General features: G+C 64.5%; 22 protein-coding genes and 2 pseudogenes. 9 read left to right on the top strand and 15 right to left on the bottom strand.

What is annotated here, in order from left to right:
* Positions 1–9: 9 nt before the first annotated feature.
* The 11 genes and pseudogenes from FBQ73_RS01205 to FBQ73_RS01155 form a co-directional block, all read right to left on the bottom strand.
* A complete protein-coding gene (locus tag FBQ73_RS01205; protein WP_138397709.1) occupies positions 10–996 on the bottom strand; it encodes an ABC transporter substrate-binding protein in 987 nt (328 codons plus the stop codon).
* 556 nt (positions 997–1,552) lie between these two features.
* Positions 1,553–2,602: a GlxA family transcriptional regulator gene (locus FBQ73_RS01200; RefSeq protein ID WP_138397708.1), complete on the bottom strand. Its 1,050-nt coding sequence runs from the start codon at positions 2,600–2,602 to the stop codon at positions 1,553–1,555.
* Positions 2,603–2,700: 98 nt separating this feature from the next.
* Positions 2,701–3,378, bottom strand: a complete 678-nt coding sequence (locus tag FBQ73_RS01195; RefSeq protein WP_138397707.1) for an energy-coupling factor ABC transporter permease — start codon at positions 3,376–3,378, stop codon at positions 2,701–2,703.
* A 50-nt stretch (positions 3,379–3,428) separates the two neighbouring features.
* Complete coding sequence (locus FBQ73_RS01190; protein WP_138397706.1) at positions 3,429–3,779, bottom strand: nitrile hydratase accessory protein; 351 nt, start codon at positions 3,777–3,779, stop codon at positions 3,429–3,431.
* 9 nt (positions 3,780–3,788) lie between these two features.
* The gene (nthA, locus tag FBQ73_RS01185; RefSeq protein WP_138397705.1) at positions 3,789–4,400 is read right to left on the bottom strand and encodes a nitrile hydratase subunit alpha; all 612 of its coding nucleotides are present in this window, start codon (positions 4,398–4,400) and stop codon (positions 3,789–3,791) included.
* A 32-nt stretch (positions 4,401–4,432) separates the two neighbouring features.
* The gene (gene nthB, locus FBQ73_RS01180) at positions 4,433–5,170 is read right to left on the bottom strand and encodes a nitrile hydratase subunit beta (RefSeq protein WP_138397704.1); all 738 of its coding nucleotides are present in this window, start codon (positions 5,168–5,170) and stop codon (positions 4,433–4,435) included.
* Positions 5,171–5,196: 26 nt separating this feature from the next.
* Entirely contained in the window at positions 5,197–5,700 is a 504-nt protein-coding gene (locus tag FBQ73_RS01175) for a DUF1097 domain-containing protein (protein ID WP_138397703.1), read from the bottom strand.
* Between the two features lie 81 nt (positions 5,701–5,781).
* Positions 5,782–6,777, bottom strand: a complete 996-nt coding sequence (locus tag FBQ73_RS01170; protein ID WP_138397702.1) for a CobW family GTP-binding protein — start codon at positions 6,775–6,777, stop codon at positions 5,782–5,784.
* Between the two features lie 248 nt (positions 6,778–7,025).
* Positions 7,026–7,208, bottom strand: a pseudogene (locus tag FBQ73_RS01165) (IS3 family transposase); the annotation flags it as partial.
* A 119-nt stretch (positions 7,209–7,327) separates the two neighbouring features.
* Positions 7,328–7,987 carry an aspartate/glutamate racemase family protein gene (locus FBQ73_RS01160; protein WP_138397700.1) on the bottom strand — a complete coding sequence of 220 codons (660 nt, stop codon included), beginning with the start codon at positions 7,985–7,987 and terminating at the stop codon, positions 7,328–7,330.
* A 46-nt stretch (positions 7,988–8,033) separates the two neighbouring features.
* Positions 8,034–9,464: an MFS transporter gene (locus tag FBQ73_RS01155; protein ID WP_138397699.1), complete on the bottom strand. Its 1,431-nt coding sequence runs from the start codon at positions 9,462–9,464 to the stop codon at positions 8,034–8,036.
* Positions 9,465–9,690: 226 nt separating this feature from the next.
* Between FBQ73_RS01155 and FBQ73_RS01150 the strand changes: the two genes are divergently transcribed.
* Positions 9,691–10,542, top strand: a complete 852-nt coding sequence (locus FBQ73_RS01150) for a MurR/RpiR family transcriptional regulator (protein WP_138397698.1) — start codon at positions 9,691–9,693, stop codon at positions 10,540–10,542.
* Positions 10,543–10,648: 106 nt separating this feature from the next.
* Here the strand turns inward: FBQ73_RS01150 and FBQ73_RS01145 are convergent.
* Positions 10,649–10,892, bottom strand: a pseudogene (locus tag FBQ73_RS01145) (transposase); the annotation flags it as partial.
* A 580-nt stretch (positions 10,893–11,472) separates the two neighbouring features.
* Here FBQ73_RS01145 and FBQ73_RS01140 point away from each other — a divergent pair.
* The 7 genes from FBQ73_RS01140 (at position 11,473) to FBQ73_RS01110 (ending at position 20,629) form a co-directional block, all read left to right on the top strand.
* Positions 11,473–14,694 carry a beta strand repeat-containing protein gene (locus FBQ73_RS01140; RefSeq protein WP_170218698.1) on the top strand — a complete coding sequence of 1,074 codons (3,222 nt, stop codon included), beginning with the start codon at positions 11,473–11,475 and terminating at the stop codon, positions 14,692–14,694.
* Between the two features lie 221 nt (positions 14,695–14,915).
* Positions 14,916–16,703, top strand: coding sequence for a ShlB/FhaC/HecB family hemolysin secretion/activation protein (locus FBQ73_RS01135; RefSeq protein WP_138397696.1), 1,788 nt, complete (start codon positions 14,916–14,918; stop codon positions 16,701–16,703).
* Positions 16,704–16,713: 10 nt separating this feature from the next.
* Complete coding sequence (exbB, locus tag FBQ73_RS01130; RefSeq protein ID WP_138397695.1) at positions 16,714–17,181, top strand: TonB-system energizer ExbB; 468 nt, start codon at positions 16,714–16,716, stop codon at positions 17,179–17,181.
* Positions 17,174–17,620, top strand: coding sequence for an ExbD/TolR family protein (locus FBQ73_RS01125; RefSeq protein WP_138397694.1), 447 nt, complete (start codon positions 17,174–17,176; stop codon positions 17,618–17,620). The genes exbB and FBQ73_RS01125 overlap by 8 nt, the downstream gene beginning before the upstream one ends.
* Complete coding sequence (locus tag FBQ73_RS01120; RefSeq protein ID WP_138397693.1) at positions 17,617–18,360, top strand: energy transducer TonB family protein; 744 nt, start codon at positions 17,617–17,619, stop codon at positions 18,358–18,360. Before FBQ73_RS01125 ends, FBQ73_RS01120 begins: the two co-directional genes overlap by 4 nt.
* 179 nt (positions 18,361–18,539) lie before the next feature.
* Positions 18,540–18,923 (top strand): DMT family transporter, encoded by a 384-nt coding sequence (locus tag FBQ73_RS01115; protein WP_342780519.1) that lies wholly within the window; start codon positions 18,540–18,542, stop codon positions 18,921–18,923.
* 320 nt (positions 18,924–19,243) lie between these two features.
* Positions 19,244–20,629 carry a tyrosine-type recombinase/integrase gene (locus tag FBQ73_RS01110; RefSeq protein WP_138397692.1) on the top strand — a complete coding sequence of 462 codons (1,386 nt, stop codon included), beginning with the start codon at positions 19,244–19,246 and terminating at the stop codon, positions 20,627–20,629.
* 177 nt (positions 20,630–20,806) lie between these two features.
* Here FBQ73_RS01110 and FBQ73_RS22880 read toward each other — a convergent pair whose 3' ends face one another.
* Positions 20,807–21,094, bottom strand: a complete 288-nt coding sequence (locus FBQ73_RS22880) for a hypothetical protein (RefSeq protein ID WP_210236634.1) — start codon at positions 21,092–21,094, stop codon at positions 20,807–20,809.
* Between the two features lie 91 nt (positions 21,095–21,185).
* On the opposite strand from FBQ73_RS22880, the gene FBQ73_RS01100 reads away from it, so the two are divergent.
* Positions 21,186–22,211 carry a nucleotidyltransferase family protein gene (locus FBQ73_RS01100; protein ID WP_138397691.1) on the top strand — a complete coding sequence of 342 codons (1,026 nt, stop codon included), beginning with the start codon at positions 21,186–21,188 and terminating at the stop codon, positions 22,209–22,211.
* A gap of 150 nt (positions 22,212–22,361) precedes the next feature.
* Here the strand turns inward: FBQ73_RS01100 and FBQ73_RS01095 are convergent, their stop codons facing one another.
* Positions 22,362–22,691, bottom strand: coding sequence for a hypothetical protein (locus FBQ73_RS01095; RefSeq protein ID WP_138397690.1), 330 nt, complete (start codon positions 22,689–22,691; stop codon positions 22,362–22,364).
* A 75-nt stretch (positions 22,692–22,766) separates the two neighbouring features.
* Positions 22,767–23,774: an NAD(P)/FAD-dependent oxidoreductase gene (locus FBQ73_RS01090; RefSeq protein ID WP_138397689.1), complete on the bottom strand. Its 1,008-nt coding sequence runs from the start codon at positions 23,772–23,774 to the stop codon at positions 22,767–22,769.

Below are 23,774 nucleotides of genomic sequence, written 5' to 3'. Positions count from 1 at the left end.
GCCGGCGCTTCAGTTGAGCTTGTAGTTGACGCGGGCGGCGTCAAGCGCACGCAGGGGCTCGGGAAAGAGCACCACGGCGAAGTCCGGCACGGCAGTTACGCCGGGCGGATGGTTCTTGGTATCAAGACGCCACTGGGCGTGCGCCTTGAGGGCGTCGATCTGCTTGGGGCCGATACCAACCTTGTAGACGTAGTCGTTCCAGATCGGCTTCAGCTCTTCGGCCTTCATGCCCACCGCCTTGGAGACGATCTCCATGGCCTCTTCGGGATGCGCCTTCACCCATGCCTCGGCGGCGATGAGCGCGGCGAGGAATTTCGTGACGATTTGCGGATTGGCCTTCAGGTAATCCTGCATCACCACGATGTTGAAGGTCTCGGAATAGACGCCCTTGGTGTCCAGCAGCACGACCTCGTCGCCGAGCGCCTTCTTGCCGTTGGCGATGTGGGGCTCCCAGGTGTCGAATGCGTCGATGCTGCCGGCGGCGAGCGCGGGCAGCATCTCCTGCGGCTTCAGATTGACGAGCGTCACGTCCTTGGCGGTGAGCCCGGCCTTCTTCAGGAGCTCGGTCGTATAGACCTCGCTGCCGGTGCCGGCGGTGTAGGCAATCTTCTTACCCTTGAGATCGGCGATGGTCCTGATGGCCGCCTTCTTCGCGGTCAGCGTCTTCACATCCGAATATTCCATGCCCGCGACGAAGGCGATGGGCTGCCCTGCCATGGCGGCGGCCGTTACCGGCGCTTCCGCGGTGGTGGCGATGTCCGCGCCGCCGCCGATCACCGTGTCGAGCGCCTGCTTGCCACTGGTGAAATTGCTCACCGTTACGTCCAGCCCCTCCTTCTCGAACAGGCCCTGCGCCTTGGCCACGATCGGGAGGGCCGAGATCGGCGACAGGTTCTGCGCCAGACGGGTCTTCACCAGTTCGGCCGAATCGGCACCTGAAAGCGGCGCCATCAGGAGTGCCGCAGCCAAAAGGCTGCAGAGCTTGAAATGCTGCATGTCCCGGTCTTTCTGGTGGAGGTGTCTGATTATCTTGGCATCGAAAGCGCTATCGCCCCGGCTTAGAAGCAATTAATTGCTGTTCGCCATGACCTCGCCCGACAATTCCTCTCGGCAGGCCGACGTCCCGTGGCTGGTTGACACGCCTTCTGGCCCACATTTGCGCGAATGAAACACCTGCGACACGGTCGAATTCGCCCGCCTGATCGCAGGCTCGCGCGTCTCCGCCTCTGCAGCGGTCAAAAGTGCCTCGCGCCGGTTTGAGGATACAGAGCCGCAGATCACGCCTTCGGCGCCCCCTCGCCGCTCGCGCGGCAGGAGGCAACCCGCGTTCGCAGAAGCGCCGCTGGCAGACGCCATCCACCCTCTGCTTGGCGAACAGCAGCAGGCGCTGGAGCGCGAAACCGCGAGCCTCGGCAGGCCAACGAGCTTCTGCGCAAGTCACGCGCCGATCGGCCCAGGCGGGCGGACACAAGCAGCGACGATCAGACCTTGAAACCGCCGTGATCTCCCCGGCCCGGGGGCCGGGCTCAGGTTGCTCCCGCAGAAACGCCCCCTAATTTAATGGTAGAGAACGCGTCATCAGATCGGCTTTTGAGGCAGGGCGATCGGCGCGTCCTTTCGGCTGCCGTTCCATGTCAGGTGCCGCCGCCTGGCTTACGGTATGGAACCGGCTGCGATAGGCCGCCGGCGTTACCCCTATCGTCTTCGCGAAGATGCGCCGCATTGTGTTCATGTCGGCAAAGCCACAACTCGCGGCAATGCGTTGCAATGGCTGGGCCGTATCTTCGAGCAGCCGGCGCGCGGCATCGACGCGGGCCATAGCAACAAAGTCGGCCGGGGTCGTGCCCACCTCGCGGCGGAACACGCGGGCGAAGTTCCGTGGGCTCATGCCGACGGTCTGTGCCACATGATCGACCGACAGGGGATGGTCTATGTTGGCGAGGATGTAGGCCTGCGCCTTCTGGATCATGGTGGTCTCGGCCATCTGCCCGACCAGATGCGCGCTGAACTGTGATTGCCCCCCTGGCCGGCGCAGGAACACCACCATGTAACGCGCGGTGATCATGGCGATATGCCGCCCGTGGTCTTCCTCCACCAGCGCCAGGGCGAGGTCGATGCCCGCGGTAACGCCGGCAGCGGTAATCAGCGGTCCGTCGCGCAGATAGATGGCATCCGCATCCACCGCGATATCAGGGAACTGCCGATTGAACCGTTCGGCGCACTCCCAGTGGGTGGTTACGCGCTTGTCCTGGAGCAGGCCGGCGGCAGCGAGCAGGAACACGCCGGTGCAGATGGAGCCGAAGCGCCGTGCGGTGGGCACCCGGCGCTGCAGCCAGGCGATGACCTCGGGGTCGATGTCCTGGAATGAGGGGTCGCCAGCCACCAGCAGCGTGTCGATAGGCTCGTCGGGGTCAAAGATGGTGCGGTCGGCGAGGAAACGCAGTTTCCCGGTGCCTCCGATGGTGGGCCCGCCGGTGGAGATAACCTGAACGTCATAGGCGCCCGGATCGCCCAGGCGGCGGGCCGCCTCCCAGAAGATCTCAGCGGGGCCGACCACATCGAGGGACTGAACGCCCGGCGGGGCGAGTATCGCGATGCGCATGTCCTTCCCTCCTCTGGCTCATTACTTAGCGGACCAAGCCACCGTGCCGAGGCGCCCCCCGGAACGGTACCATGTCCTTCGTTCCTCGGCGGCGCAACTCAGCGCGGCTGGAACAGCCGGCGCTCCAGCGCCGCACTTCCAGTGAGGCCCCTGAGCGCCTTGGCAGCCGCCAGCACGGCGAGGTCCACCAGTGGCTCGATGGCGATGACCAGCAGATAGGCGCCGCCGAACGATGCAATGGCGGAGACATTAGCCACCGTGAAGCCCTGGCCATAGAACGCCCAGAACGCGACCCAGGCGACGATGCCGCCCTGGTAGGTGGCCGACAGGGCGAAAGCCTGGCGGTAGCTCAGCTCCACATAAGGTGTATCGGCGGCGATGATGCGCTTGGCGACGCCGGTGAGGGCAAACAGCGGCACCAGCAAGGTAGTGACGTTCATGCCGTATTGCGGCAGGTCGAAGGGCGCGAAGAACAGGCCCTGCAGCAGCAGCCCCAGCGCGAGGCCAACGGCGGCGGGCGCCGCGCCGAACACCAGGAACAGCGTCGAGCCGAGGATCAGGTGTACCTCGGAGACACCGACCGGGTGATGCGGCAAAATCTCGAAAAAGGAGAAGACCAATGCAGTGGTGGCAAGGCTGCGCACGACGATCGAGAGCGGGCCGCGCACGGGGGCGCTCTCCAGGCAGAGCTTTGCCGTGTACAGCAGGGCAGCGCCGCCCGTCGCGGAGCTGAGGACGATCTTAGTACCGTCCACGAGGCCGGGTTCGATATGCATGCATGTGCTCCGTCGGGTCGGAAGGGTCTTGGGGGATACCGTGGCCGGCGTCAGGCGGCGTGCGGCTCGGCAGGAGAGGCGGACAGGGCTGCGGAAAGCTCCGCCGGATCGAGGAGGCCCGACTTCACCACCGCCTTTTCCAGTGCGGCGAGCCAGCGCTCGTAATAGTTCCAGGACGATCGATCGATGGGGTGCTCCGCCTCCCATGTGCCGATCTGCGTAATGAGCTCGTCGCGGAAGTCGTCCCATTCGAAATAGCCGTTCCGGGCGAGTGTGAGGGCAACGCCGAAGGCCGTGCGCTCCCAGTCGTTGGCAAAGCAGAGCGTGCCGTTGGCGCGCGGCGGCGTGTCCGGCTTGCCCATCATCTCGTTAACGGCGAACTGCTCGAAGCGTGTGAGCATGGCCTTGCCTCACGCTGCGCCGGCGACGCCCATCATCGCCTCTGGCGTGACAAGGGCTTCCAGCTCCGCCTCGCTGAGGCCCTCGGTGCCTTCGGGGCGCTCTGGCACGACAAACCAGCGGATCTGCGCACTGGAATCCCACACCTTCACCTCGGTGCTCTCGGGCACGGCCAGGCCAAATTCCTTGAGCACCGCCCGCGGCTCACGCGCCGCGCGGCTGCGGAAGGTGGGATCCTTGTACCAGTAGGGCGGCAGGCCCAGCACAGGCCAAGGATAGCAGGAACAAAGCGTGCAGATGATGAGGTTGTGAACGCCCGGGGCGTTGGCCACCGCCCGCATGTGCTCGCCCTCGGCACCTGCCATCCCCTCGGGCAGCGCGAGTTCGGCGATGGCCGCCGGCGTGTCGGCGACGAGGCGTTCCTTGAAGGCGTGATCGACCCAGGCCCGGGCAACGATCTTGGCGCCGTTGAAGGGGCCCATCTTCGTCTCGAAATAGTCGAGCACCGTATCCACCGAGCGGTCGGTGATGATGCCTTTCTTGATCAGCAGCGCCTCGAGCGCCCGGACGCGGGCGGCGCTGTAGGCCTCGCGATCCTCGCGGTACTTGAACTGGTCAGCCATGGAAAGGTCTCCCGATTGAGTGCCGCCGTTGCTCACGCCGCCTGCCGCGCAGAGGCCCGCGCGGCCACGTAATGGGCGTAGAGATCGGCATAGATGGCGAAGTTCGGCTCGGCATTGCCGGGCCAGATCGTGGCCGGATCGAAGCGCACGCAATAGACTGACATGGCCGCGCCGATACCGTCTGGCCCGGTGTCGCAGAGGTAGGTGTAGGCCCCCTCGTAGACCGTCTCGACCGTGCCGGTCTTGTTACGCAGGTAACCTGGCAATCGGGTGTGCTCAATGGTCGGCACGTCGCAGACGACGATCTCCTCGCCGACGGCGAAGGCGTGGCTCACTGCAGCCTCCCGCTTCGGGCTGTCGCCATCCACCAGATACTGGACGATGCGAGCATCGATGGCTTCTTCGCCGGCGGAAGGGAGCGCCTTGCCCGGCTCGGCGTAGTAATCCTCCGTCAGCGCATCGAGCTCTTCAGCGGTGATGTAGCCGTGGGCGATGAAGTAACCACAGATGCCGCCCAGCCACTTCTCGTAATAGCGAAAGCGGAAGTAATCGAAGGGATTGAGCGATTCCGCCCCCTTGCGCAGGTCGGCCCAGGTCCACACCGTGCTGAAGGTGGAGGGCGTCACCGGCAGCGGCAGTTGGGAGGAGAGCGCCATCATCGCCGTGTGGATGCCGAAGATGCGCTTTTCCCACGGCTCCACGAACACGCGTGTTTCAGTGCTGACCGGCCCGAGGCCTTCGAGGCCGCCAAGATAATGCTGGAGTTTCACGTCAGGCTCCCTTGGGTATGAAGCGATCAGGCGGTGACCGGCGTCTTCGCCGCGAGCAGTTGCGTGCCCCGCTCCGAGACGAAGCCGAACAAGGCGCCAACCAGCATTGCCACCATGGCAACGAGGGTCGGATGGGCAAGGCCCGTCGTGCCCGTGATGCTGGTTCCGGTAGCAGCGCCCGTGCCCACCAGCGATGCGAAGCCGAACACGATGGCCGGCGGAAAATCGAATAGGCGGATGGCCGAGGCAAGGATCATAGCCGAGGTGCCGAGGCCGACGAGAACAGCGGCAAAGGCCGGATGGGCAGGGCCCGCCTCGACGATCAGCAGCGTCAGCGAGGCGATGAGGATGCCGGTCCAGTTGGAGGCGACCGACTTCACCAGCCCGTTCTGGCCGCCGCCGCAGGAGAAGAAGGAGGCCCAGGCGATGAACGTCACCCAGACCGGCACAGGAAGAACGGTTGCGGTGAGATAGGTATCGACGGCGCCGAGAACGCCTAGACTGACCATGGCGGCGACAAGCGGAGGCATGCTGTTTCTCCTCTGGAAGGTTATCGTATTATTGATTTCTGTTTGCTTGGTCTTCAGCTCGGCCAGCAACGTGCCCGCTCATCAACCTGCGAGAGCGGCGCGCGCGGCCCGTTCAACCGCCGGCTCCTGCCGGCAGGCGTCGAGCCCGTGGCGTAGCATCTCCGCGTCGAGGTTGCGGCCGATGAAGACGATCTCGCTGAGACGCGTCTCGCCGGCGCGCCAGACGCGGCCCGGACGTCCCTCCAGCGTCATGTGCACGCCATGGAACACGTAGCGCCTGGGCTCGTCCGCGAAGTTGAGAACCCCCTTGATCCGAAACAGGTCCTTGCCCGCGGCCTGCACCAGCCGGTTGAGCCAGATGTTGAACGCCGCCGGATCAAGCGGCACCCGCTCACGCAGGGCGACGCAGCCGATGCTTTCGTCATGTTCATGGGCATGGTCGGCGAGGATGTCGGGATCAATGGCGAGCACGTTGCGCAGGTCGAAGGCGCGCAGGTCGAGCACGGCGGCGCGCGGCACGTCGCAGGTGTGCGTGCGGATGATCCGCGCCAGCGGGTTCAGCCGGTGCAGCATGTCCTGCGTCGCGGCAAGGCTTGCCTCGTCCGCAAGGTCGATCTTGTTCAGCAGGAGCACGTCGGCGAAGCAAATCTGCTCGCGCGCCTCATCGAGGGCGAGCTGGTCGGCCACGTGGCGGGCATCCACCACGGTGACGATGGCATCGAGCTGGATGCGCTGGCGCAGCACCTCGTCGAGCATGAAGGACTGGATGACCGGCGCCGGATCGGCAAGGCCGGATGTTTCGATGATGATCCGGTCCACGGCACGACCGGAAGCCAGCAATCCCTGCATGGCGGCGATCAAATCGCCCCGGACGGTGCAGCAGATGCAGCCGTTGTTCAGTTCAACCACATCGTCCTGCGTCTCGACGATGAGTTTTCCGTCGATGCCCACCTCGCCATATTCGTTGACAATGACGAAGATCCGTTCACCGGGCGAGGCCTCAAGGAGGGTGTTGAGGAGCGTCGTCTTGCCGGAGCCCAGGAATCCGGTGAGAATCGTCGCCGATATCCTATCCATCGGTGTCCCCCAGCATCAACTAATCGTCTCGAATTCGACAGAATTGAAGGCGAGCAACGGCGATGGGGCAATATGGTCGACGCTTCAGATTCTGCCAAAGCAGCATTAAAAACGGACAACTCGGAGCTTCATTGAAGAATTGATAGCGTATATGGCAACTCGATTATTATTTAGGCATTGAATGCACAAGCCAAGTGCAGCACCCTATATTGGGAGCGCATGAGGCCAGCGGCAGGGGAACACGTGGTGCGGGTGAGCTCGCCGTTGTGGGCAGCATCGGCGGCCTCCGCCTTACCGGAGAACACCGTGACCATCCCCTCGACGGCCCGCTTCTTCGAGACGTTGACCATGGTCGGGTGGACGCCGTGCTTCGCCGCCGGGGCCACCTTCGCCTTGCACTCCCAGGAATACCACTTCCTCTTCCCGGTCATCGGGCTCGTCCGTCCATCAGGCTGAACCAAGCTTAATTTCGCCTTCGCGTTTCGGGGACCACCTCACTTGAGGCGGGGCACCACGTGACCCTTGGTTGAACTGCACGTGAGAAGGTCAATCAGCCGCGTTGGCTTGAGACCTGTCTCAGGATTTTCTCGATCGCGGCGGGGACAGGCTCGACGATCCGGGTGGGAAAGCGCAGGCGCAGTCTTGCGGCGGCGTCGCTGAGTGGGCCGCCTCCGATTACCACGGCGTCCGCGCCGTCCTGCTCGATGCAGGCGGTCGCCGCCGCGGCCAGGGCCTGATCCTGCGCGGGAGGATCCGCCGCAAGCGAGAGGGGATCGCCATCCGGCACGCGAACGCCAGTGAATTGACCCTGAAGGCCAAGGTCGCGGACCCCGGCCTCGATGGAGCGCACGAGATCCGGCGTTGTCGTGGCGATCCCGAAGCGGGATCCCGTCGCCGCTGCCTTTAGGATGGCCGCTTCGCCGATACCAATCACCGGAACCCGCAGGAGCGCGCGCAGCGACCCCACGCCCGGATTGCCGAAGGCCGATACGATGACGGCATTTATGCGCGATGCCTCCGCGAGCCCGATGCGGACGACTTCGTCGGCGGCTTCGGCAAGGGCGGCCTCGTCCACGATCATGGCCGCCCCAGTCGTGGCCGTCATCCCTCGCAGGGTGACGTCGTGGGGCAGGAGTGGCCCGGCGACCGAGAGCATCATCTCGGTCGACCGGGTTGAGGTATTGGGATTGATGAGGAGGATCGTCGTCACGCCAGGCTCCTGAAACCCGGGCCGGATCTCGGTCCGGGGAGAGGTGTCACGCAGTCTGAAGGGGGCGTTCGGCCGACTCGGCGTCCGGCACTGCTTCCATCGACCTCCCGAAGGTCTCAGGCGCGAACTGCACCGCGATGGCGAAGATCGCGTACATGCCCGCCATCATGGTGAACATGCCGGCGACACCAGCCACGTCGAACACCCGGCCGGCGAGCAGAGGCATCCACGCGCCCGCCATGGTCCCGAGCGCGAGGATGAACGCCGTGCCGAAGCCGCGAACCCGGGTGGGGTAGTTTTCCGGCGCGAAGATCCAGATGGTTGTGTTAAGGAGCAGCACGAAAAACTGGAATGCGGCGCCGAACGCGAGGATCAGCGCGTCGGTCGTGGCCAGGAAGCCAAAGCCGAGACCCGCCGCCACGGCGCACAGAGCGCCCGTCGTCAGCACGATCTTGCGCGGGACGCGCGCTGCCAGCACCGCCGCCGTGAGCGCGCCGAACAGGCTGCCGCTCTGCAGGATGATCGTGTACAGGAAGCTCCGCGTGATCGTATGGCCCTGCGAAACGAGGATCGTCGGCATAAGGGTCAGCACGGTGAGCTGCGCGCCGAAGGTCATCCAGGACGCGATCCCCACGGCTAGGGTGCGGCGAAGAAGGCCGTCGCGGAAGATGTCAGCCACGATCGCGCCGAGCCTGGGTGTCTCAATCACCGGCTGCGAGGTGACGTGATCGGTCACCCTGACGTTCTTGGTCGAGAAGGACCCGGTCGCAAGTTGCGACAACACGCGATTGGCTTCTGCCACCCGGCCTCGTGCGACCAGGAAGCGTGGCGTCTCCGGCACGAAGCGCCGATAGAACACGACGAGGACCGCCGGCAGCACGAGCGCGCCGAACAGCCACCTCCAGCCGTCCCCGCCCGGGAACAGGGTGAAGATCAGGAGGGCGAAGGCCGGGGCCAGCATGTTGCCGAGGCCGCCTCCTCCCACATTGATGAGCCCGACCGCCGTGCCCCGGAACTTGGAGGAGCAGAACTCGGCAAGCAGGGTGACCGCCGTCACGATCTCGCCGCCGAGCCCGAGGCCGACCACGAAACGGCCGATGGCCATCGTGGTGTAACCCGGCGCGAGGGCGCAGATCGCGGCGCCGACCGTGAACAGCAGCAGGTTGACGTTCAGCATGAAGCGGCGGCCCACCCTGTCGGCCAGGACGCCGGAGCATAGCCGCCCCATGGCGGCCGCGACGAAGGTCATCGTGTTGAGAAACCCGATGTCGGCCGCGGAGAGATGCCACTGTTCCCGCAGGAACGGAGCAATCAGCCCCACGGTGTTCTGCTCGAAGACGTCGAACATCACCCCGAAAAGCACCAGCAGCACGATGAGCTTGTGCGCGTTGGTCACACCGATCTTGTCGAGCGCCGTCTCAACCTGTACCGCCGCCTCCGATGCGGGAGCGGAAAGCTGCACGTTTTCCCCGGCCATGGTCAGTCCCTTCTTTGGTTCGAGAAACCCGCAGGACGGCCGCTTCGATATTTTCAATTAATCCGTTCTGCAAAATTTTTTTCAGCAACTTCCATGCCAGCGCAACGATCCGCATGGTGCCGCGCAGCGCTTTGGGTCATACAGGAGCTGTGACGCCTGCCCAGGGCAGGCCGGCCAAACCGCGGTTCGGCTGAAGACACAAGATGATAGGAACAGGTGAAGCGCGGTGAGCACGACAATCTCGGCCAAGGACTCGCTGGTGGCGCGCATCGCACGCCATAGGGATGGTCTGTCTCCGACCGAGAGGCGGCTCGCCGAATTCTTGATCGATTTCCCAGGCAACCTGCCTGCTTATACGGCAACCGAACTTGCCAATGCCGCACGGGTCTCCAACGCGGCGGTGACCCGTTTCTTCCACCGGCTCGGCTATGAAAGCTACAACGACGCGAGACGGCAGGTGCGGCTGGAGCAGAAGGCGGGCTCGCCGTTGCTGCTGCTGAGCGGCGATAGTAATGCCAGCGACACGCTGCGCGCCCACCTCGAACTCAGCGTCCAGAACCTGTCCGAAACCTACGGCGGATTGTCCGAGGACATGATCGACCGGATCGCGCAGGCCATGCTCGCGGCAAAGCGGGTCTGGTTCGTGGGCTTCCGCAACAATCAATCCTTCGCGGCCTATCTACGCTGGCAGGTCTTCCGCGTCATTCAGACCAGCATCCTCCTGCCGGTTGCCGGGGAGACCATCGCCGAATATGCGGTGACCCTGAAAAAGGGCGACGTCCTCATCGTCTTCGCCCTGCGGCGTTCGACGCCCGCCTCCTCCCGCCTGATCGCGCGAGCGGTCGAGGCCGGGGCGGAGGTCCTGTGCGTGGTGGACTCGGCCACGGAGAACCCCGGCCCGGCCACATGGCTCATCACCTGCCAGGCACGGGCGGCCGGCCCCCTGGACAACCACGTGGCGGTGATCGGGCTTTCGCATTTTCTGGCCAACCGCGTCCTGGAACTCAGCGGCCGTGAAGGCCGGCGCCGCATGGCCGCAATCGAGGCGGCGCACGATGCCTTCGACGAGGAGCCGTAATATGCTCAGGAGTCAGTGAACCGCCCCTGGTTTTCTAGACGCCCTGTGCTTTCGCGTTGTGCTGGCGTTCGAACTCGACGGGCGACAGCATGCCGTTCCGTGCGTGCTTGCGGGTCGGATTGTCCAGCATCGCGTCGGCCAGCATGCGCTTTAGTTTGGCGTTCTCATCCTCGAGCGCCCGCAGCCGCTTGGCCTCCGACACCTCCATCCCCCCGAAACGGGCCTTCCACTTATAGATGCTGGCGTCACTGACCCCCGTGCTTACGGCACAGGTCCGAGACCGGCACTCCGGCCTCGTGCTCCTTCAGGATGCCGATGATCTGCTCTTCCGTGAAGCGGCTGCGCCTCATGTTCTGGTCCTCTCATTGGGCCAGAACGAACTTCAAACCGGATTAGGCACGAGGGGCAACGTCACCATGTCCGATCCGGTGCGCCGCTTCGCCGCCGATGTGCGGGCAAAAGTGCAGAAGGGGCAGCGCAATAAGGGGCTCCACCGCATGGCCTCGAAGACGCCGGCATGCTCTCCATCGCGCAGGATGGCAATGGTTCGGATATGAGACCGGAGTGGATCGTCGGAGTGCCTTTTTCCGAGCCCGCCGTTTGAGGTACTGATTTAGCTGGCCGACCTTTTTCCACCGGGCGACTCGGGCGGGTGACTTCAGGCCGGCATCTGGCCTCGCCCCGGTGATCGTGGAAGACGCTTCGTGGAAAACGGCGCCGCAGGCTGTCCCTCCCAGGGCCCGCGAGGCTCGCCGGGTTATCTCACTTCCACCATATTGACTCCAGGACGGTAGATGCATAACGGTTCGGCATTAGTTATATCCAACTGACTATAGCTTTGTGCCGATCAGGGATTGCGCCATGACCGTTGCCAACCGCGCCGGACGATGCCGTCGCTTGCGCCTAGCTTCACCCAATTTGTCACCCGCAATGCGCCGTATCCTGTCCGATTTCCCGTCTCCCGCGTTTGGATGCTCCGGGCGGACGAGGCTCGCCACCACCCTCGCCACCTCCGCCGCCATCAGTGCCCTTCTCGTCTTCCACCAGCCCGTCTGGGCGGCCCCCCAGGGGGGGACGGTGGTCTCGGGAACGGCGATCATTTCCACTTCAGGCACCACCACCAACGTCAATCAATCCACCAACAAAGCCATCATCAACTGGACGAACTTCTCGGTCACCGCGTCCGAGACCGTGAACTTCAACCAGCCCTCCGCCGCCTCCGTCACGCTGAACCGCGTGATCGGCAACGAAAGTTCGGTCATCGCCGGCGCCATCAACGCCAACGGACAGGTGTTCCTGGTCAATTCCAACGGCATCCTCTTCACCGGCACCTCGCAGGTGAATGTGGGTGGCCTCGTCGCCTCCACGCTGGACATCAGCAACGCCGACTTCCTCGCCGGCAACTACGTCTTCTCCGGCTCCTCCGCCGCTTCGGTGGTGAACCGGGGCAACATCAGCGCGGCGAGCGGCGGCTATGTCTCGCTCATGGGCAAGAGCGTCTCCAACGAAGGCGTCATCACCGCCACGCTGGGCACCGTCGCCCTGAACGCCGGTTCGAAGATGACCCTCAATTTCGAGGGCAATTCCCTCGTGGATGTCACAATCGACGCGGGCGTGCTGAACGCGCTGGTGGAGAACAAGCAGCTCATCAAGGCCGACGGCGGCAAGGTGATCATGACCGCCAAGGCGGCGGATGCTGTATTGTCGGCGCAGGTGAACAATTCGGGCATCGTCCAGGCCCGCACCATGGCCGCGCTGACCGGCGGGTCATCGGCCAAGACCTACAAGAAGGGCTCCATCACCCTGAAGGCGGACGGCGGCACCACCAAGGTGACCGGCACATTGGATGCCTCCGCCCCTAATGGCGGCGACGGCGGCTTCATCGAAACCTCCGGCAACACGGTGAAGATCAGTGATGCCGCCACCATCACCACGCTCGCCAGCAGCGGCACCACCGGCAGTTGGCTCATCGATCCCGATGGATTCACCATCGGCCATTACGCCTATTGGACCCGGCCATGGGTCCGCCGGGCGCATGATGATGGCGGCGACATCAGCGCTGGTAAGTTAAGCTCCCTGCTCGCCACCACCAGTGTTGAGATACAGTCCACCGACGGCAGCGGCACCGACGGCGATATCACTGTCAATGCTGCGGTCTCGTGGTCGGCCAACACCACGTTGACCCTCACCGCCACCAATGACATCAACATCAATGCACCGATCACCGCCACCGGGACCAGTGCCGGGCTTAATCTGAACTACGGCGGCGATTATTACATCGCCAACGGCGCTGCGGTGACCTTGAGCGGGGGCAACGCCAGCCTCGCCATGAACGGCCAAGCCTATACGCTCATCCACACCATGGCGCAGTTGGCGGCCCTCGACGATGCCACCGGGACCGCATCGGGCCTTTACGCCGTCGCCAACGACATCGACGCCGGCGCCACCGCCTACGACGGCCCGGTGATGGCCAGGCTCAGCGGGACGCTGGCAGGCCTGGGCCACACCGTCAGCGGGCTCACCATCTCCTCTGGCGGCAGTTATGTGGGCCTGATCGGCTCCATCGGCGCCGACAGCACCGTCCGCGACCTCGGCCTGCTTAACGCGGATATCACTGGAAATTCCACAGTCGGCGCCCTAGCGGGCGAAAACAACGGCATCGTCAGCAACAGCTATGCGACCGGCGCCGTGACGAGCCTGTCCAGCGGCTGGGCCGGCACCGGCGGGCTGATCGGCGAAAACTACGGCACCATCACCGGCTCCCACGCGGCCGTGACAGTCACCAGCTCGGGCAATTATGTTGGCGGATTAGTGGGTTTCAGCTACGGCGTCATTGCCAGCTCTTACGCCACCGGCGATGTCTCGGGCTACATGACCGTCGGCGGGCTGATCGGCGGCGGTGGTGGTACCGTGAGCGATGCTTATGCCACCGGCGACGTAACCGGGAATAATTATGTCGGCGGACTGGCCGGAACCGCCGGTGGCACATACACCAACGTCCATGCGACCGGAAATGTGACCGGTGTCGAAACCGTGGGTGGCCTCATCGGCTACAGCAACGGTGTCACGTTGAACACTGCCTATGCGAGTGGAAATGTTACGGGCGCGGGCCAGGATGTCGGCGGGCTGCTCGGCATGAGCAATTATGGAACGCTCACCAACGTTTCGGCATCCGGTACCGTGACCAATACTGGAAGCTATACCGGCGGACTCGTCGGAAGGACCGACGGAACCACGATCAGCAATGCGTCCTTCTCCGGGACAGTGAGCGGGGCCTTCGGCACCGGCGGCATCGCGGGCTTCAATGGGGGAACCATCACCGATGCCCAGGTGACGGGGACTGTGACGGGAACCGCCGCCGTAGGTGGCATCGCCGGTCTCAATCTCGGCGGAACCCTTAGTAACGTGCTGTTTGCCGGCAGCGTGACAGGTATCCTGACGGTGGGCGGTGTGGCCGGTGCGAGCACCGGTACCATCGACCATGCCACCTCGACAGGAACAGTCTCCGGAACGAGCAATGTCGGCGGTATCGCCGGCAATAATCTCGGCGGCATCACCAATTCGTCTGTCACCGGCGCAGTCACCGGAACGGAGAACACCGGGGGGCTGGTCGGCAACAACATCGGCGCGGGCGAGGTTTCCAACAGCACCTGGAACACCACATCCACCGGTCAGGCCGGAGGCGTCGGAAACGGCGAGGGGATCGGCAGCTCGGTGGTGGGCGTGACGCCGCCAACGATCCCAGCTTATGCAACGGATGCTGTGCAAACGGCAGTGCGCGCAGCCACCGTCAGTGCTACCACCGGCGTGCAGGAGACGGCGGACAACCCGCCCTCGGCCTCGGACGCTGCCGCGGGGAGTTCGGCGACGGCGGCTCTGGCGGGGCCTTCGGTGGCCTCCCAGATCGACAGCAGCGCGGCACCGGCGCCCACCACCTCGTGGCGGCAGTTGCAGGAGCAGGAGGAGCGGCGCAGGACGCGCGCGGCTCAGCAGGCCCACCCGGCGGTGGCGCCGGCCGGCGGCTATGGCGGCGCCATCCGCTCCATCGACGTGGACGGCCAGCATTTCGATCTAGAGAAGGACTCAGCGCCGGCGTCTTCAGCGCCCACCACACCGGCTGCTCCCGCTCCGGTGGCCGCCCCGGCCCAGTAGGCGCACCCATCCGGCCCGCGCCCACCGCCGGTGGACCGCCCGCGGGGAGCGGCGTTGCTTCCAGCGCCGCCGCGGGCGCGCGTCGGCGGCGGCGGGGATCTCATGCCAAAGGCCGGTGCCCCATGGGCTTTTCCTGAAGGTCCCGGCGCTTCGGCCGTGCGTTTCACCTGCCCTCTTGGTCCCATTTGTTCATCTGCACCTTGCTTTCCGAGAGCCTTGCCATGACCCGTTCCAGGATTTCCGCCGGCTCGTCCCGGCCAGGACACATACGTGTTCGAGGCATCGCGAGCACTTCAGGCCTCGCCCGCGCGGCGGCGGTCGCTCTGCTCGTCCCGGCACCGGCCCTCGCCCAGGGCCTGCCCTTCAACATCGGCGATGCGGTGCGCGACGCGCAGCAGTCCCAGCAGGCCGCACCCCAGCCGCAGCAGGTCGCGCCCCTGGTCCTGCCCAAGCTGGCCGAGCCGCAGTTGGTGCTCCCCGACAAGACCACCCTCCACGTGCGCCACATCGCCGTCACCGGCACCGAAGGGCTTACGGTGAGCGAGGAAAAGCTGCGCGCGGCGCTCACGCCCTATGAGGGCAAAAAGCTCACCCTCGCCGAGATCTACGCTGCCGCCGACAAGGTCACCGCGCTTTATCGCGAGGCCGGATACCTGGTGGCCAAAGTCTATGTGCCGCAGCAGGACGCGCGGAAAGGCACGCTCACCTTCAAGCTGGTGCCCGGCCGCTACGGCCAAGTGACCGTCAAGAACGACAGCCGGGTGAAGGACTTCATGCTTCAGGGCACGCTCGACACCCAGAAGGTCACGACCGGCGAACTGATCGAGCAGGCCCGGCTGGAACGGGCCATGCTGCTGATCTCCGACCTCGCCGGCGCCGGCATGCCGCGGGCGGTGATCGGCGCGGGCGCGACCCAGGGCGCCTCGGACTTCCTGTTCGACGTGCCCGAGCAGCGCCTCATCGACGGCTTTCTCATGGGCGACAATTTCGGCACGCTCTATACCGGCATCTGGCGCGCCTCGGGCGGCTTCAACATCAATTCGCCTCTGGGCATCGGCGACCGGCTCTCCGCCTTCGGCCTCGTCTCCAACTCCACCGACATGCTCAACGGGCGCGTGGCCTATGCCCTGCCGCTTGGGTACGACGGCCTGAGGGCGGAGGTGGCGGCCTTCCGCACCACCTATGCGCTGGGCGACACCTATGCCGACCTCAACGCCACCGGCGTCGCCGACGGCGTCTCCGGCACCCTGCTCTATCCGGTGCTGCGCTCGCGGGCGGCCTCGGTCTGGGGCAGCGCGGCCTACACCTACAAGAACCTCAATGACGAGACCCTGGGCGTGTCCTACGCCAACCGCTCTATCAACGAGGGCATAGTGGGCCTCAACGGAGACACCTCCGGCGTGTTGCCCTGGCTGAACATGCCGGTGGTGACCTCCACGGCGGTGGCCGTTACCTTCGGCAACGTGGACTTCCCCGACGCCGACCAGGCGCTCGCCAATCTGCTCGGCGCCGACACCCAGGGCGACTTCTCCAAGCTCACCTTGTCCTTCGTGATGACGGTCGCGCTGCTGGAGAAGCTGTCCCTGTCGGTGAACGTGCGCGGGCAGAAGTCGTTCTCGGGCAACCTGGATTCCTCCGAGCAATTCTCCCTCACCGGCATCTTCGGCGTGCGCAGCTATTATGAGGGGCTCTCGGGAGACAGTGGCTGGCTGGTGACGCCGGAACTGAAATACGCCCTGCCGGACATCTACGGCTGGCACCATGCCGTGAGCGCCTTTGCCGACGTGGGCGGGGTGGCGCTGGAAAACGGCGCCTACACCATCACCCAGCCCGACTATGTGCAGCTCGGCGACATGGGCCTCGGCTATTACGGCAACTACGAATACATGCCCGGCCGCAACCTGCTTTTGAAGGCGTATCTCGCCTGGAGCGTGGGCGGCAACGAGGCCCAGGCCGGCTACAGCCGTGGCAACACCGTGGGCCTGGTCCAGGCCGGCATCACCTTCTGAGGACAGCACCATGGCAAGCATGAGCTGGCTGAAGGAAGCCATCGACTACGGCGTCATCGGGCTGCTGCTGGTGCTGAGTGTCCTGGTGGTGGCGGTGGTGCTGGAGCGCATCGTCTTCTTCGCGCGGGTGAGGCCTGAGGCCTACACCTCGTCCAAGGTGCTGGAGCTGGAGCTGTCAAAGCGCCTGGTGGTGGTGGCCTCGGTGGCCTCCAACGCGCCTTATATCGGGCTGCTGGGCACCGTGCTGGGCATCATGCTCACCTTCTCCAGCATGGACCTGTCCGCCGGGGCGGACCCGGGCAAGATCATGGTGGGCCTGGCTTTGGCGCTGAAGGCCACGGCGGCGGGCCTCGTGGTCGCGCTGGTGGCGGTGGTGGCCTACAACGCGCTGCTGCGCCGGGCCAAGGTGCTGATGCTCAGGTGGGAGATCGCACGGGAAGGCACGAAGCCTGAAGTGGGAGCGGCGTCCCATGGATGAGAAGCCGTTCGAGACCATGAACGTCATCCCGTTCGTGGACATCATGCTGGTGCTGCTGACCATGGTGCTGACCACGGCGAGCTTCATCGCGGTGGGCCGGATCCCGGTGAGCCTGCCGCAGGCCGCGCCCATGAAGGTGGAGCAGCAGAAGGACACCCTGATCGAGATCACGGCGGACGGCACCCTGCACCTGGAGGGGGCGGCGCTGTCGGTGGCGGAGCTGAAGGGCCGGCTCGGCGCGATGCCGAAGGACACCTCCATCCTGATCCGGGCCGACAAGGCCGTGGCCTTCCAGAGCTTCGTGGACGTGGCCGACGTGCTGAAGACCCTCGCCTTCACCAAGGTGGGGGTGCAGACCAGGGGCGTCGCAGCAGGGGCGGGCGCCGCGCCGGGGGGAGCGGCGTCGCAGGGAACCCCGCCGCAGGGAACCCCGCCATGAGCTTCACCCTCGGCCACGGCCTCGCCGCGTCCCTCGCCTTGCACGGGGCGCTCATCCTGCCCTTCGTCGTGGTGCTGGATGAGCCGCCGCCGCAGGACAGCCAGTTGCTGGTGGTGGAGCTTCAGGGCCTCGTCTCCGACACCCAGTCGGAACAGCAGGTGCTCCAGCAGACCAGGGGCGCGCAGGAGCAGAAGCAGCAGGAGGAGACTCAGGAGGAACAGAAGACCCAGACCGCCCAAGCGGCGTCTCCCGATCGGCCGCCGGAGGACCAGACCCCAGACGGCACCCTCGCGTCGGCTCCTCCCCCATCGCCTGAGCAGCAGGCGCAGGATGCTCCGCCCCAGGAGAGCGCCAAGCCCACCGACGCGCAGTCGGGCACGCCCGGCCTTGCCGACGTGCAGGGTGCGCAGGAGCAGAAGCAGGCGCAGACGGTGGCGCCCGATGTCGACGAGGCGCAGATCCTCCGGGCCTATGTGCGGGACCTGACGAAAAAGATGAGGGACCACCTCGTTTATCCGCCCGAGGCCCAGCGCACGATCCGCAAAAAGGGCACAACCTATGTGTCCTTCACGGTGGAGGCGGACGGCCAGGTGCGTCCCGGCTCACTGAAGGTCCAGATCTCCAGCGGGAACCCTGCCTATGACGCTGCGGCACTCCGCACGGTGGAGAAGAATGCCCCCTTCGACGCCCCGCCGCGCCCCATGCGCGTGGGCGTGCCCGTCGACTACTTCCCGAACTGAGGCGCCAGCTGTGCCCCTCCTGATCCCGCGCCCGGCGCGCGGCGCCACCCTGCTCCTATTTCTCTTTCGGGGCCTTGCCACCCTCGCCGCCGGTCCGCCGTTGGCGCGGCGACGGTACCTGCTGGCCTCTTTCACCACGAACACGCCGCAGAGAAGCTGGTGGAGCGCGTCGCAGGTGTATGGGTACCAGCCGTTTCCTCTCCCGCGCCACGCGCGTAAAAAACGCCGCAAAGGAGCGCGCAATGAAAATTGGTATCTTCTTCGGCCTGCTCTCTGCCGGACTTTTCGGCGCGAGCACGCCGTTCGCACAGCTCCTCCTCGGGACCATCGACCCCTGGATGATGGCCGGCCTGCTCTATCTCGGCGCGGGAGCCGGCCTCGCGGTGATCCAACTGTCGCGCGTGTCACTCAGCCTGACAGCGTCGGAAGCGCCGCTGCGGCGCGCCGACGTGCCATGGCTCGCGCTGGTGATCCTCGCCGGCGGCGTCCTCGGCCCGCTACTGCTCATGTTCGGGCTCGCCCGGACCGATGCCACGAGCGCTTCCCTTGACAGAACACCGTAATGACCCGGTGATGACCCAAGCCGAGACATCAAGCTTGACGCCATTGCCTCGGCGTCAAAAACTCTTTTATTGTCTTGGAGTTGGGTGGCGCGCCGGGGAAGATTCGAACTCCCGACCCCCAGATTCGTAGTTTACTATTATCGCTCGCCGCCTCTATCCGGCTTTCGCCCAAGTCAAAAATTCATCTTGTTTATCATGCGATTGTGAGAAATCTCGCATTCTGGCGTGGACATACCACCTGCCCCTGTGCGAGTCTAAAACCGGCTGAAAAACCGGCTGAATTTTGGGCCGACATACGCTGGAATTGCAGGATTTGCGCTATGGCCGACATCCGTATCCTCCTCAACGACAGGTCGGTCGGCGACCTGAAACCACCCGGTTCGGGGCAGTACCGCGCCCGCGACACCCAGCTCAAGGGCTTCCACGTCGTGGTCGGCAGGCGAACCAAGGTCTTCGCCGTTCAAGGAGACCTCCGGAAGGATGGCAAGCGCGTCGCTTCGGTCTCAGTGCGCATTGGCGACACGACCACCATGTCCACTCGTGAGGCCCGCGCAACTGCAAAAACATACCTCGCGCAGATCTCCAACGGCGAGCATCCCAATCCGAAAGCGGCTGACACCCAAGCGTCCGGAGAAGAGATTATACAGAGCCCTGGGGAGGCAGCTCAGGGGTCAGATCAGAACATGACTCCCAAAGGCGTCACCCTGCGACAAGCATGGGAACGCTATCGGGATGCGCACCTGATCCGGAAGGGGCGAAGCGAAGGAACGATCGAAGGCTACCGCGATCACGTCGAGCGCCTCTTCAAGGATTGGCTCGACCTCCCCTTCCAGGAACTCGCCGACGATCCCGGAAAGGTCATTGCTCGGCACGACGAGATCACAGCGGAGCACGGTCCCTACATTGCCAATGGCAGCATGCGGACGCTTCGCGCCATCTACAATCACGCGCGCAAGGCGCATCGCTCCCTCCCACCGGACAATCCGGCAAGCGTCGTTGACTGGAATTCGGAGGAACGCCGGAACACCGCCATGGGACTGGATGACCTGCCGCACTGGTTCCAGCAAGCGGCGGCCCTGCCCAACCCTATTCGGCGTGAGTTCCACCTGTTCTCCCTGCTCTCAGGATGCCGGCCTACGGCGTTGATGGAGGCGAAGCCGAAGCACCTCAACCTGCGCCGCCGGGTCCTGCACATTCCCCGCCCCAAAGGTGGCGCCGACCGCGCGTTCGACATTCCACTATCGCGGCAGATGATCCTTTGCCTCATGCGGGTGATCCGATTCGCCCGACATTTCTATCCGGCCGAGGCTAACGACTGGCTGTTCCCAGCGGACAGCGACAGCGGACATCTGGCCGAGCAGAAGGAGGATCGGGACGTCCTGGCGAAGTGGGGCAATGATTTGCGCCAGACGTTCCGCACCCTCGCAACCCCTGCTGGTGTTTCGGAGTTTGACGCGCGTCTGCTGATGAACCACGCTATTCCGGGCGTCAATGCGGGCTATATTTCCCGGCACAAGCTGTTGGAGGATCACCTTCGCACCCAGCAGCAGGCGATCAGCAACACGATGTTCGGCGCACTGGGCGACCTGATCGGAAAGGACAACCCCGTTCGCTCCTGGCTTGGTGAACGTGCGACACAACGGGCAATAGAGGCTGCCAGAAGGGAAGCCAACATAGAGCCTCCCACGTTGCCGCCTGGAAAATGATGGCCTCGCAAGCTTGGACAACGCCTGCCGCAGCAGACTCGACGTCGAACGAGCATCCAACTGCATTCATAGGAAAGCACACTGCGGTCCCAGCCCGGATCCTAGCTTTGGAAATCCATTTGCCATGCGGTCCATGACAAGCTCGGATGGAGTGAGCGGCGGGTTTCTATAGCCCTCTCACACTACATTGAGAGTTGCGAGCGCTGCAGCGGGATAAAGGTCGAAAATCCTCGACAGGAACTCGTCGGCATTGATGGTGAAAGCTTCAAGGGCATGATCGGGAAAGTTGGCAAGATTTTCCGTCACGATGTGCTGGACACCGCAACGGATAGCCGCAGCGAGAACATGCCTGTCATCCGGATCGGGAAGTACCAGAGCCTCGATCAATGGTTCATAGCCGGTCACCAGGGCTTCCGGGAAACCATCCCGATAGAGCCCGGCCATGCAGGCGGCGATCTCCGCCATCTTGTCCCGCAGCTCCGGCAATCGGCATGTTCAACCAACTTGATAAGCGTTGAGCATGGGGTATGTTCAACGAGATTCGGAACTGTTGAACATGGCCATCGCTCGGCACTCAACCATCGCTCACGCGGCCTACCTCGATCTCATCCGCTCGCTTGAGGATGAGGCGGTCTCGGACATTCGCGGAACCCCCACTAGGGTTCAACGGGGTGCGCGGACCTATTGGTACGACACCTACCGGGTCGGCTCCGATGTCATGAAGAAATACATCGGCGAGGACAGCGATGAATTGCGGGCCCGTCTCAATCGTTTGAGCGAGCTGCGCCGGGATGCCGATGAACGCAGAAAGCAGCGTTCGCGACTGATCCGCATCCTGCGCGCCGAGCGGTTCATGACCGTCGATCCCGGAACTGGAAGTCTGCTCGCGAGCATGGAGAGCGCGGGCGTGTTTCGCCTCGGCGGGACCATCGTGGGCACCCATGCCTTCAGGCTCTACGAAGGGGAGTTGGGTGTGACCTACGGGTTCGAGGACGCAGCGATGACCGATGATCTGGACATCGCAAGCTTCGAGCGCCTGTCGTTGGCGCTAGCGGACACCGTGTCCCCCACCCTCCAGCAGGTGCTGTCCGACTTCTCCTTCGAACCCGTTCCGACATTGGAACCCGAGAAAGTGTGGCGCTGGCGGCAGACGAGAAGCAACCTGCTCGTCGAGTTCCTGACGCCCTCGTTCGAGGACGACGAGGGACTGAAGCCGCTCGCCGCTCTCGGCGTGTACGCACAGTCGTTGCACTACCTCAACTATCTGGTCGCCGAGCCCATCAACGCCGCGGTTCCCTATCGATCCGGCGTCCTCGTTCGGATTCCGCGTCCGGAGCGCTTCGCGATCCACAAGCTCATCATTGCAGACCGGCGCCAGACGGGGCCGGACAGCCTCAAATCCGTGAAGGATCGCCGTCAGGCGGCTTTCCTGATCCGGATCCTCGCCGAGGATCGCCCGGACGATCTTGCAGAGGCCCACGAGGTCGTCCTGAGGAGCGGCTCGAGCTGGCGGAAGCGGTTGGAGGCAAGCCTCAGCCGCGAGCCGGAAATTGCCGAGATTCTCACGGGGCTGGGCAAGTGAGGGCGAGAAACGGAATGACGATGATGACCCTTAGGCGACCTTGGGAAGGTCGGGTTCCGGGAGTGACGCTCGGCTTTGAACCTCAGTTGAGCTCGGCGGCGATCGCCTGGGTCGTGTTGATCGCTCTCTGGCGATAAACACTTCCGTCGGTCAGGTCTTCTTAAGGGCCGGGAACACTGTTGCCACCCCGCTGAAGAGGGCGGCAATGAACATGACCGCAGCGAGCCCGAGCGATCCCTTGCCGGCTGCATAGGCGCCGATCACAGCAGGAGTCGCTGTACCGATTACGATCATGGCGACCCGGGTGATCGCTAGACGCAATGATCCCCGAAACCGGAGGTCAAGCATGATATCGCAGTGCGGTTCCAGATCCTTGTCGTCCGGCTTCTTGGGCACCCCCAAGGCGAGCTTTAGCTCGGCGGGAAGTTCGAACAGCTGTTGCTCGGTGATCTGTTCCTCTGTGAACCGTGAGGCTCGCATCGTCCGTCTCCATGATCGACGGACTCTACCTAAATCTGGAGGAGGATCAGGGTCTCAGGTCACCCACGCTCAAAATCAGCCCGCAGTCGTCAAAGAAGCGCGAGCCCGCCAAAATGGCCGATCGAACGCTTCCGCGCCGGCCAGGTAGAGCCGCTGGCGCGCGATCCGATAACGCGCGATCTCGACCGAAACCGGCTGAAGATAGGTCTCGGCGTCAAACGTTTCCGTCATGCAGGCCGCCTTGAGATGAAGCGCGGATTGCACCGCGAAGGTCAGCCCGTGTGAGGCTAGCGGATCGCGCGCCAGCGCCGCATCCCCGACCGCGGCCCAGGAAGCGCCCCCGCAAGGCTCCAGATAGCTTGATGCCGCTGATGATCGCGTCAGGCCAACGGAGATGTCGACTGCGAAATGTCCCGACAACAAAACGGTCTTCGCCAGACGAGCTGCGAGATTCTCGGCCGTCTGGATCGTTGCCGCCTCGGCCGCATCGGTGAAATAGGTCGTTGCCGCCTGATCACCGCCGATCGCGAACCACCAGCCATCCGGGCCGGCTTCGACGACGGGCGTGGTGGGCCAGGCGAAATGCCCTCGAGCCGAAATGGCGACCAAGCCGGTGATCGGCACGAGTCTTGCGCCTATTCGGCGCGCCACGGCCGCAGCTCGTCCTGTCGCGTCGACAACCAGACCTCGGATCTCGTCCGGCCGAAGCTTGTCGCCGCCGGGGGCTATTTCAATTCCGTGGGCTAGGACCGACCGTCGAAGTGCGGCTTCCAGCGCCGACCGGTCGATCGCCCATCGGCGCTCGGCTGGCCGGAAGACCGCGGCCCAGTCCAGCCCTGAATTGCCGGGCCAATGGGTCGTGATCGCGTCGACAGGGATCAGCGGCTGAAGTTCGCTGCGCAGGTCTGGATGGCCTGCCGCGGCCATCAACCTGAAGAACTCGTCGCCGACGACCTCCCGAGCATCGCTCGGGCGCGGGCTCCCGCGCTCCACCATCAATATCCGCGTGCCACCGGCCTGAAGCGCAAGCGCCGCCGACAAGCCGGCGACGCCTGTACCGAATACCGTCACCTGATCCCGCAT

Source organism: Xanthobacter autotrophicus (assembly GCF_005871085.1).
GTDB lineage: Bacteria > Pseudomonadota > Alphaproteobacteria > Rhizobiales > Xanthobacteraceae > Xanthobacter > Xanthobacter autotrophicus.
This window is presented reverse-complemented; position numbering and strand designations above follow the sequence as displayed.

Coding starts and splice junctions, on each gene's coding strand:
- FBQ73_RS01205 (WP_138397709.1), bottom strand. CDS start 996: ATGCAGCATTTCAAGCTCTGCAGCCTTTTGGCTGCGGCACTCCTGATG.
- FBQ73_RS01200 (WP_138397708.1), bottom strand. CDS start 2,602: ATGCGCATCGCGATACTCGCCCCGCCGGGCGTTCAGTCCCTCGATGTG.
- FBQ73_RS01110 (WP_138397692.1), top strand. CDS start 19,244: ATGGCCGACATCCGTATCCTCCTCAACGACAGGTCGGTCGGCGACCTG.
- FBQ73_RS01115 (WP_342780519.1), top strand. CDS start 18,540: ATGGGTACCAGCCGTTTCCTCTCCCGCGCCACGCGCGTAAAAAACGCC.
- FBQ73_RS01155 (WP_138397699.1), bottom strand. CDS start 9,464: ATGGCCGGGGAAAACGTGCAGCTTTCCGCTCCCGCATCGGAGGCGGCG.
- FBQ73_RS22880 (WP_210236634.1), bottom strand. CDS start 21,094: ATGGCGGAGATCGCCGCCTGCATGGCCGGGCTCTATCGGGATGGTTTC.
- exbB (WP_138397695.1), top strand. CDS start 16,714: ATGGCAAGCATGAGCTGGCTGAAGGAAGCCATCGACTACGGCGTCATC.
- FBQ73_RS01095 (WP_138397690.1), bottom strand. CDS start 22,691: ATGCGAGCCTCACGGTTCACAGAGGAACAGATCACCGAGCAACAGCTG.
- FBQ73_RS01140 (WP_170218698.1), top strand. CDS start 11,473: ATGCGCCGTATCCTGTCCGATTTCCCGTCTCCCGCGTTTGGATGCTCC.
- FBQ73_RS01135 (WP_138397696.1), top strand. CDS start 14,916: ATGACCCGTTCCAGGATTTCCGCCGGCTCGTCCCGGCCAGGACACATA.
- FBQ73_RS01100 (WP_138397691.1), top strand. CDS start 21,186: ATGGCCATCGCTCGGCACTCAACCATCGCTCACGCGGCCTACCTCGAT.
- FBQ73_RS01195 (WP_138397707.1), bottom strand. CDS start 3,378: ATGCATATCGAACCCGGCCTCGTGGACGGTACTAAGATCGTCCTCAGC.
- FBQ73_RS01120 (WP_138397693.1), top strand. CDS start 17,617: ATGAGCTTCACCCTCGGCCACGGCCTCGCCGCGTCCCTCGCCTTGCAC.
- nthA (WP_138397705.1), bottom strand. CDS start 4,400: ATGGCTGACCAGTTCAAGTACCGCGAGGATCGCGAGGCCTACAGCGCC.
- FBQ73_RS01170 (WP_138397702.1), bottom strand. CDS start 6,777: ATGGATAGGATATCGGCGACGATTCTCACCGGATTCCTGGGCTCCGGC.
- FBQ73_RS01125 (WP_138397694.1), top strand. CDS start 17,174: ATGGATGAGAAGCCGTTCGAGACCATGAACGTCATCCCGTTCGTGGAC.
- FBQ73_RS01190 (WP_138397706.1), bottom strand. CDS start 3,779: ATGCTCACACGCTTCGAGCAGTTCGCCGTTAACGAGATGATGGGCAAG.
- FBQ73_RS01175 (WP_138397703.1), bottom strand. CDS start 5,700: ATGCCTCCGCTTGTCGCCGCCATGGTCAGTCTAGGCGTTCTCGGCGCC.
- FBQ73_RS01090 (WP_138397689.1), bottom strand. CDS start 23,774: ATGCGGGATCAGGTGACGGTATTCGGTACAGGCGTCGCCGGCTTGTCG.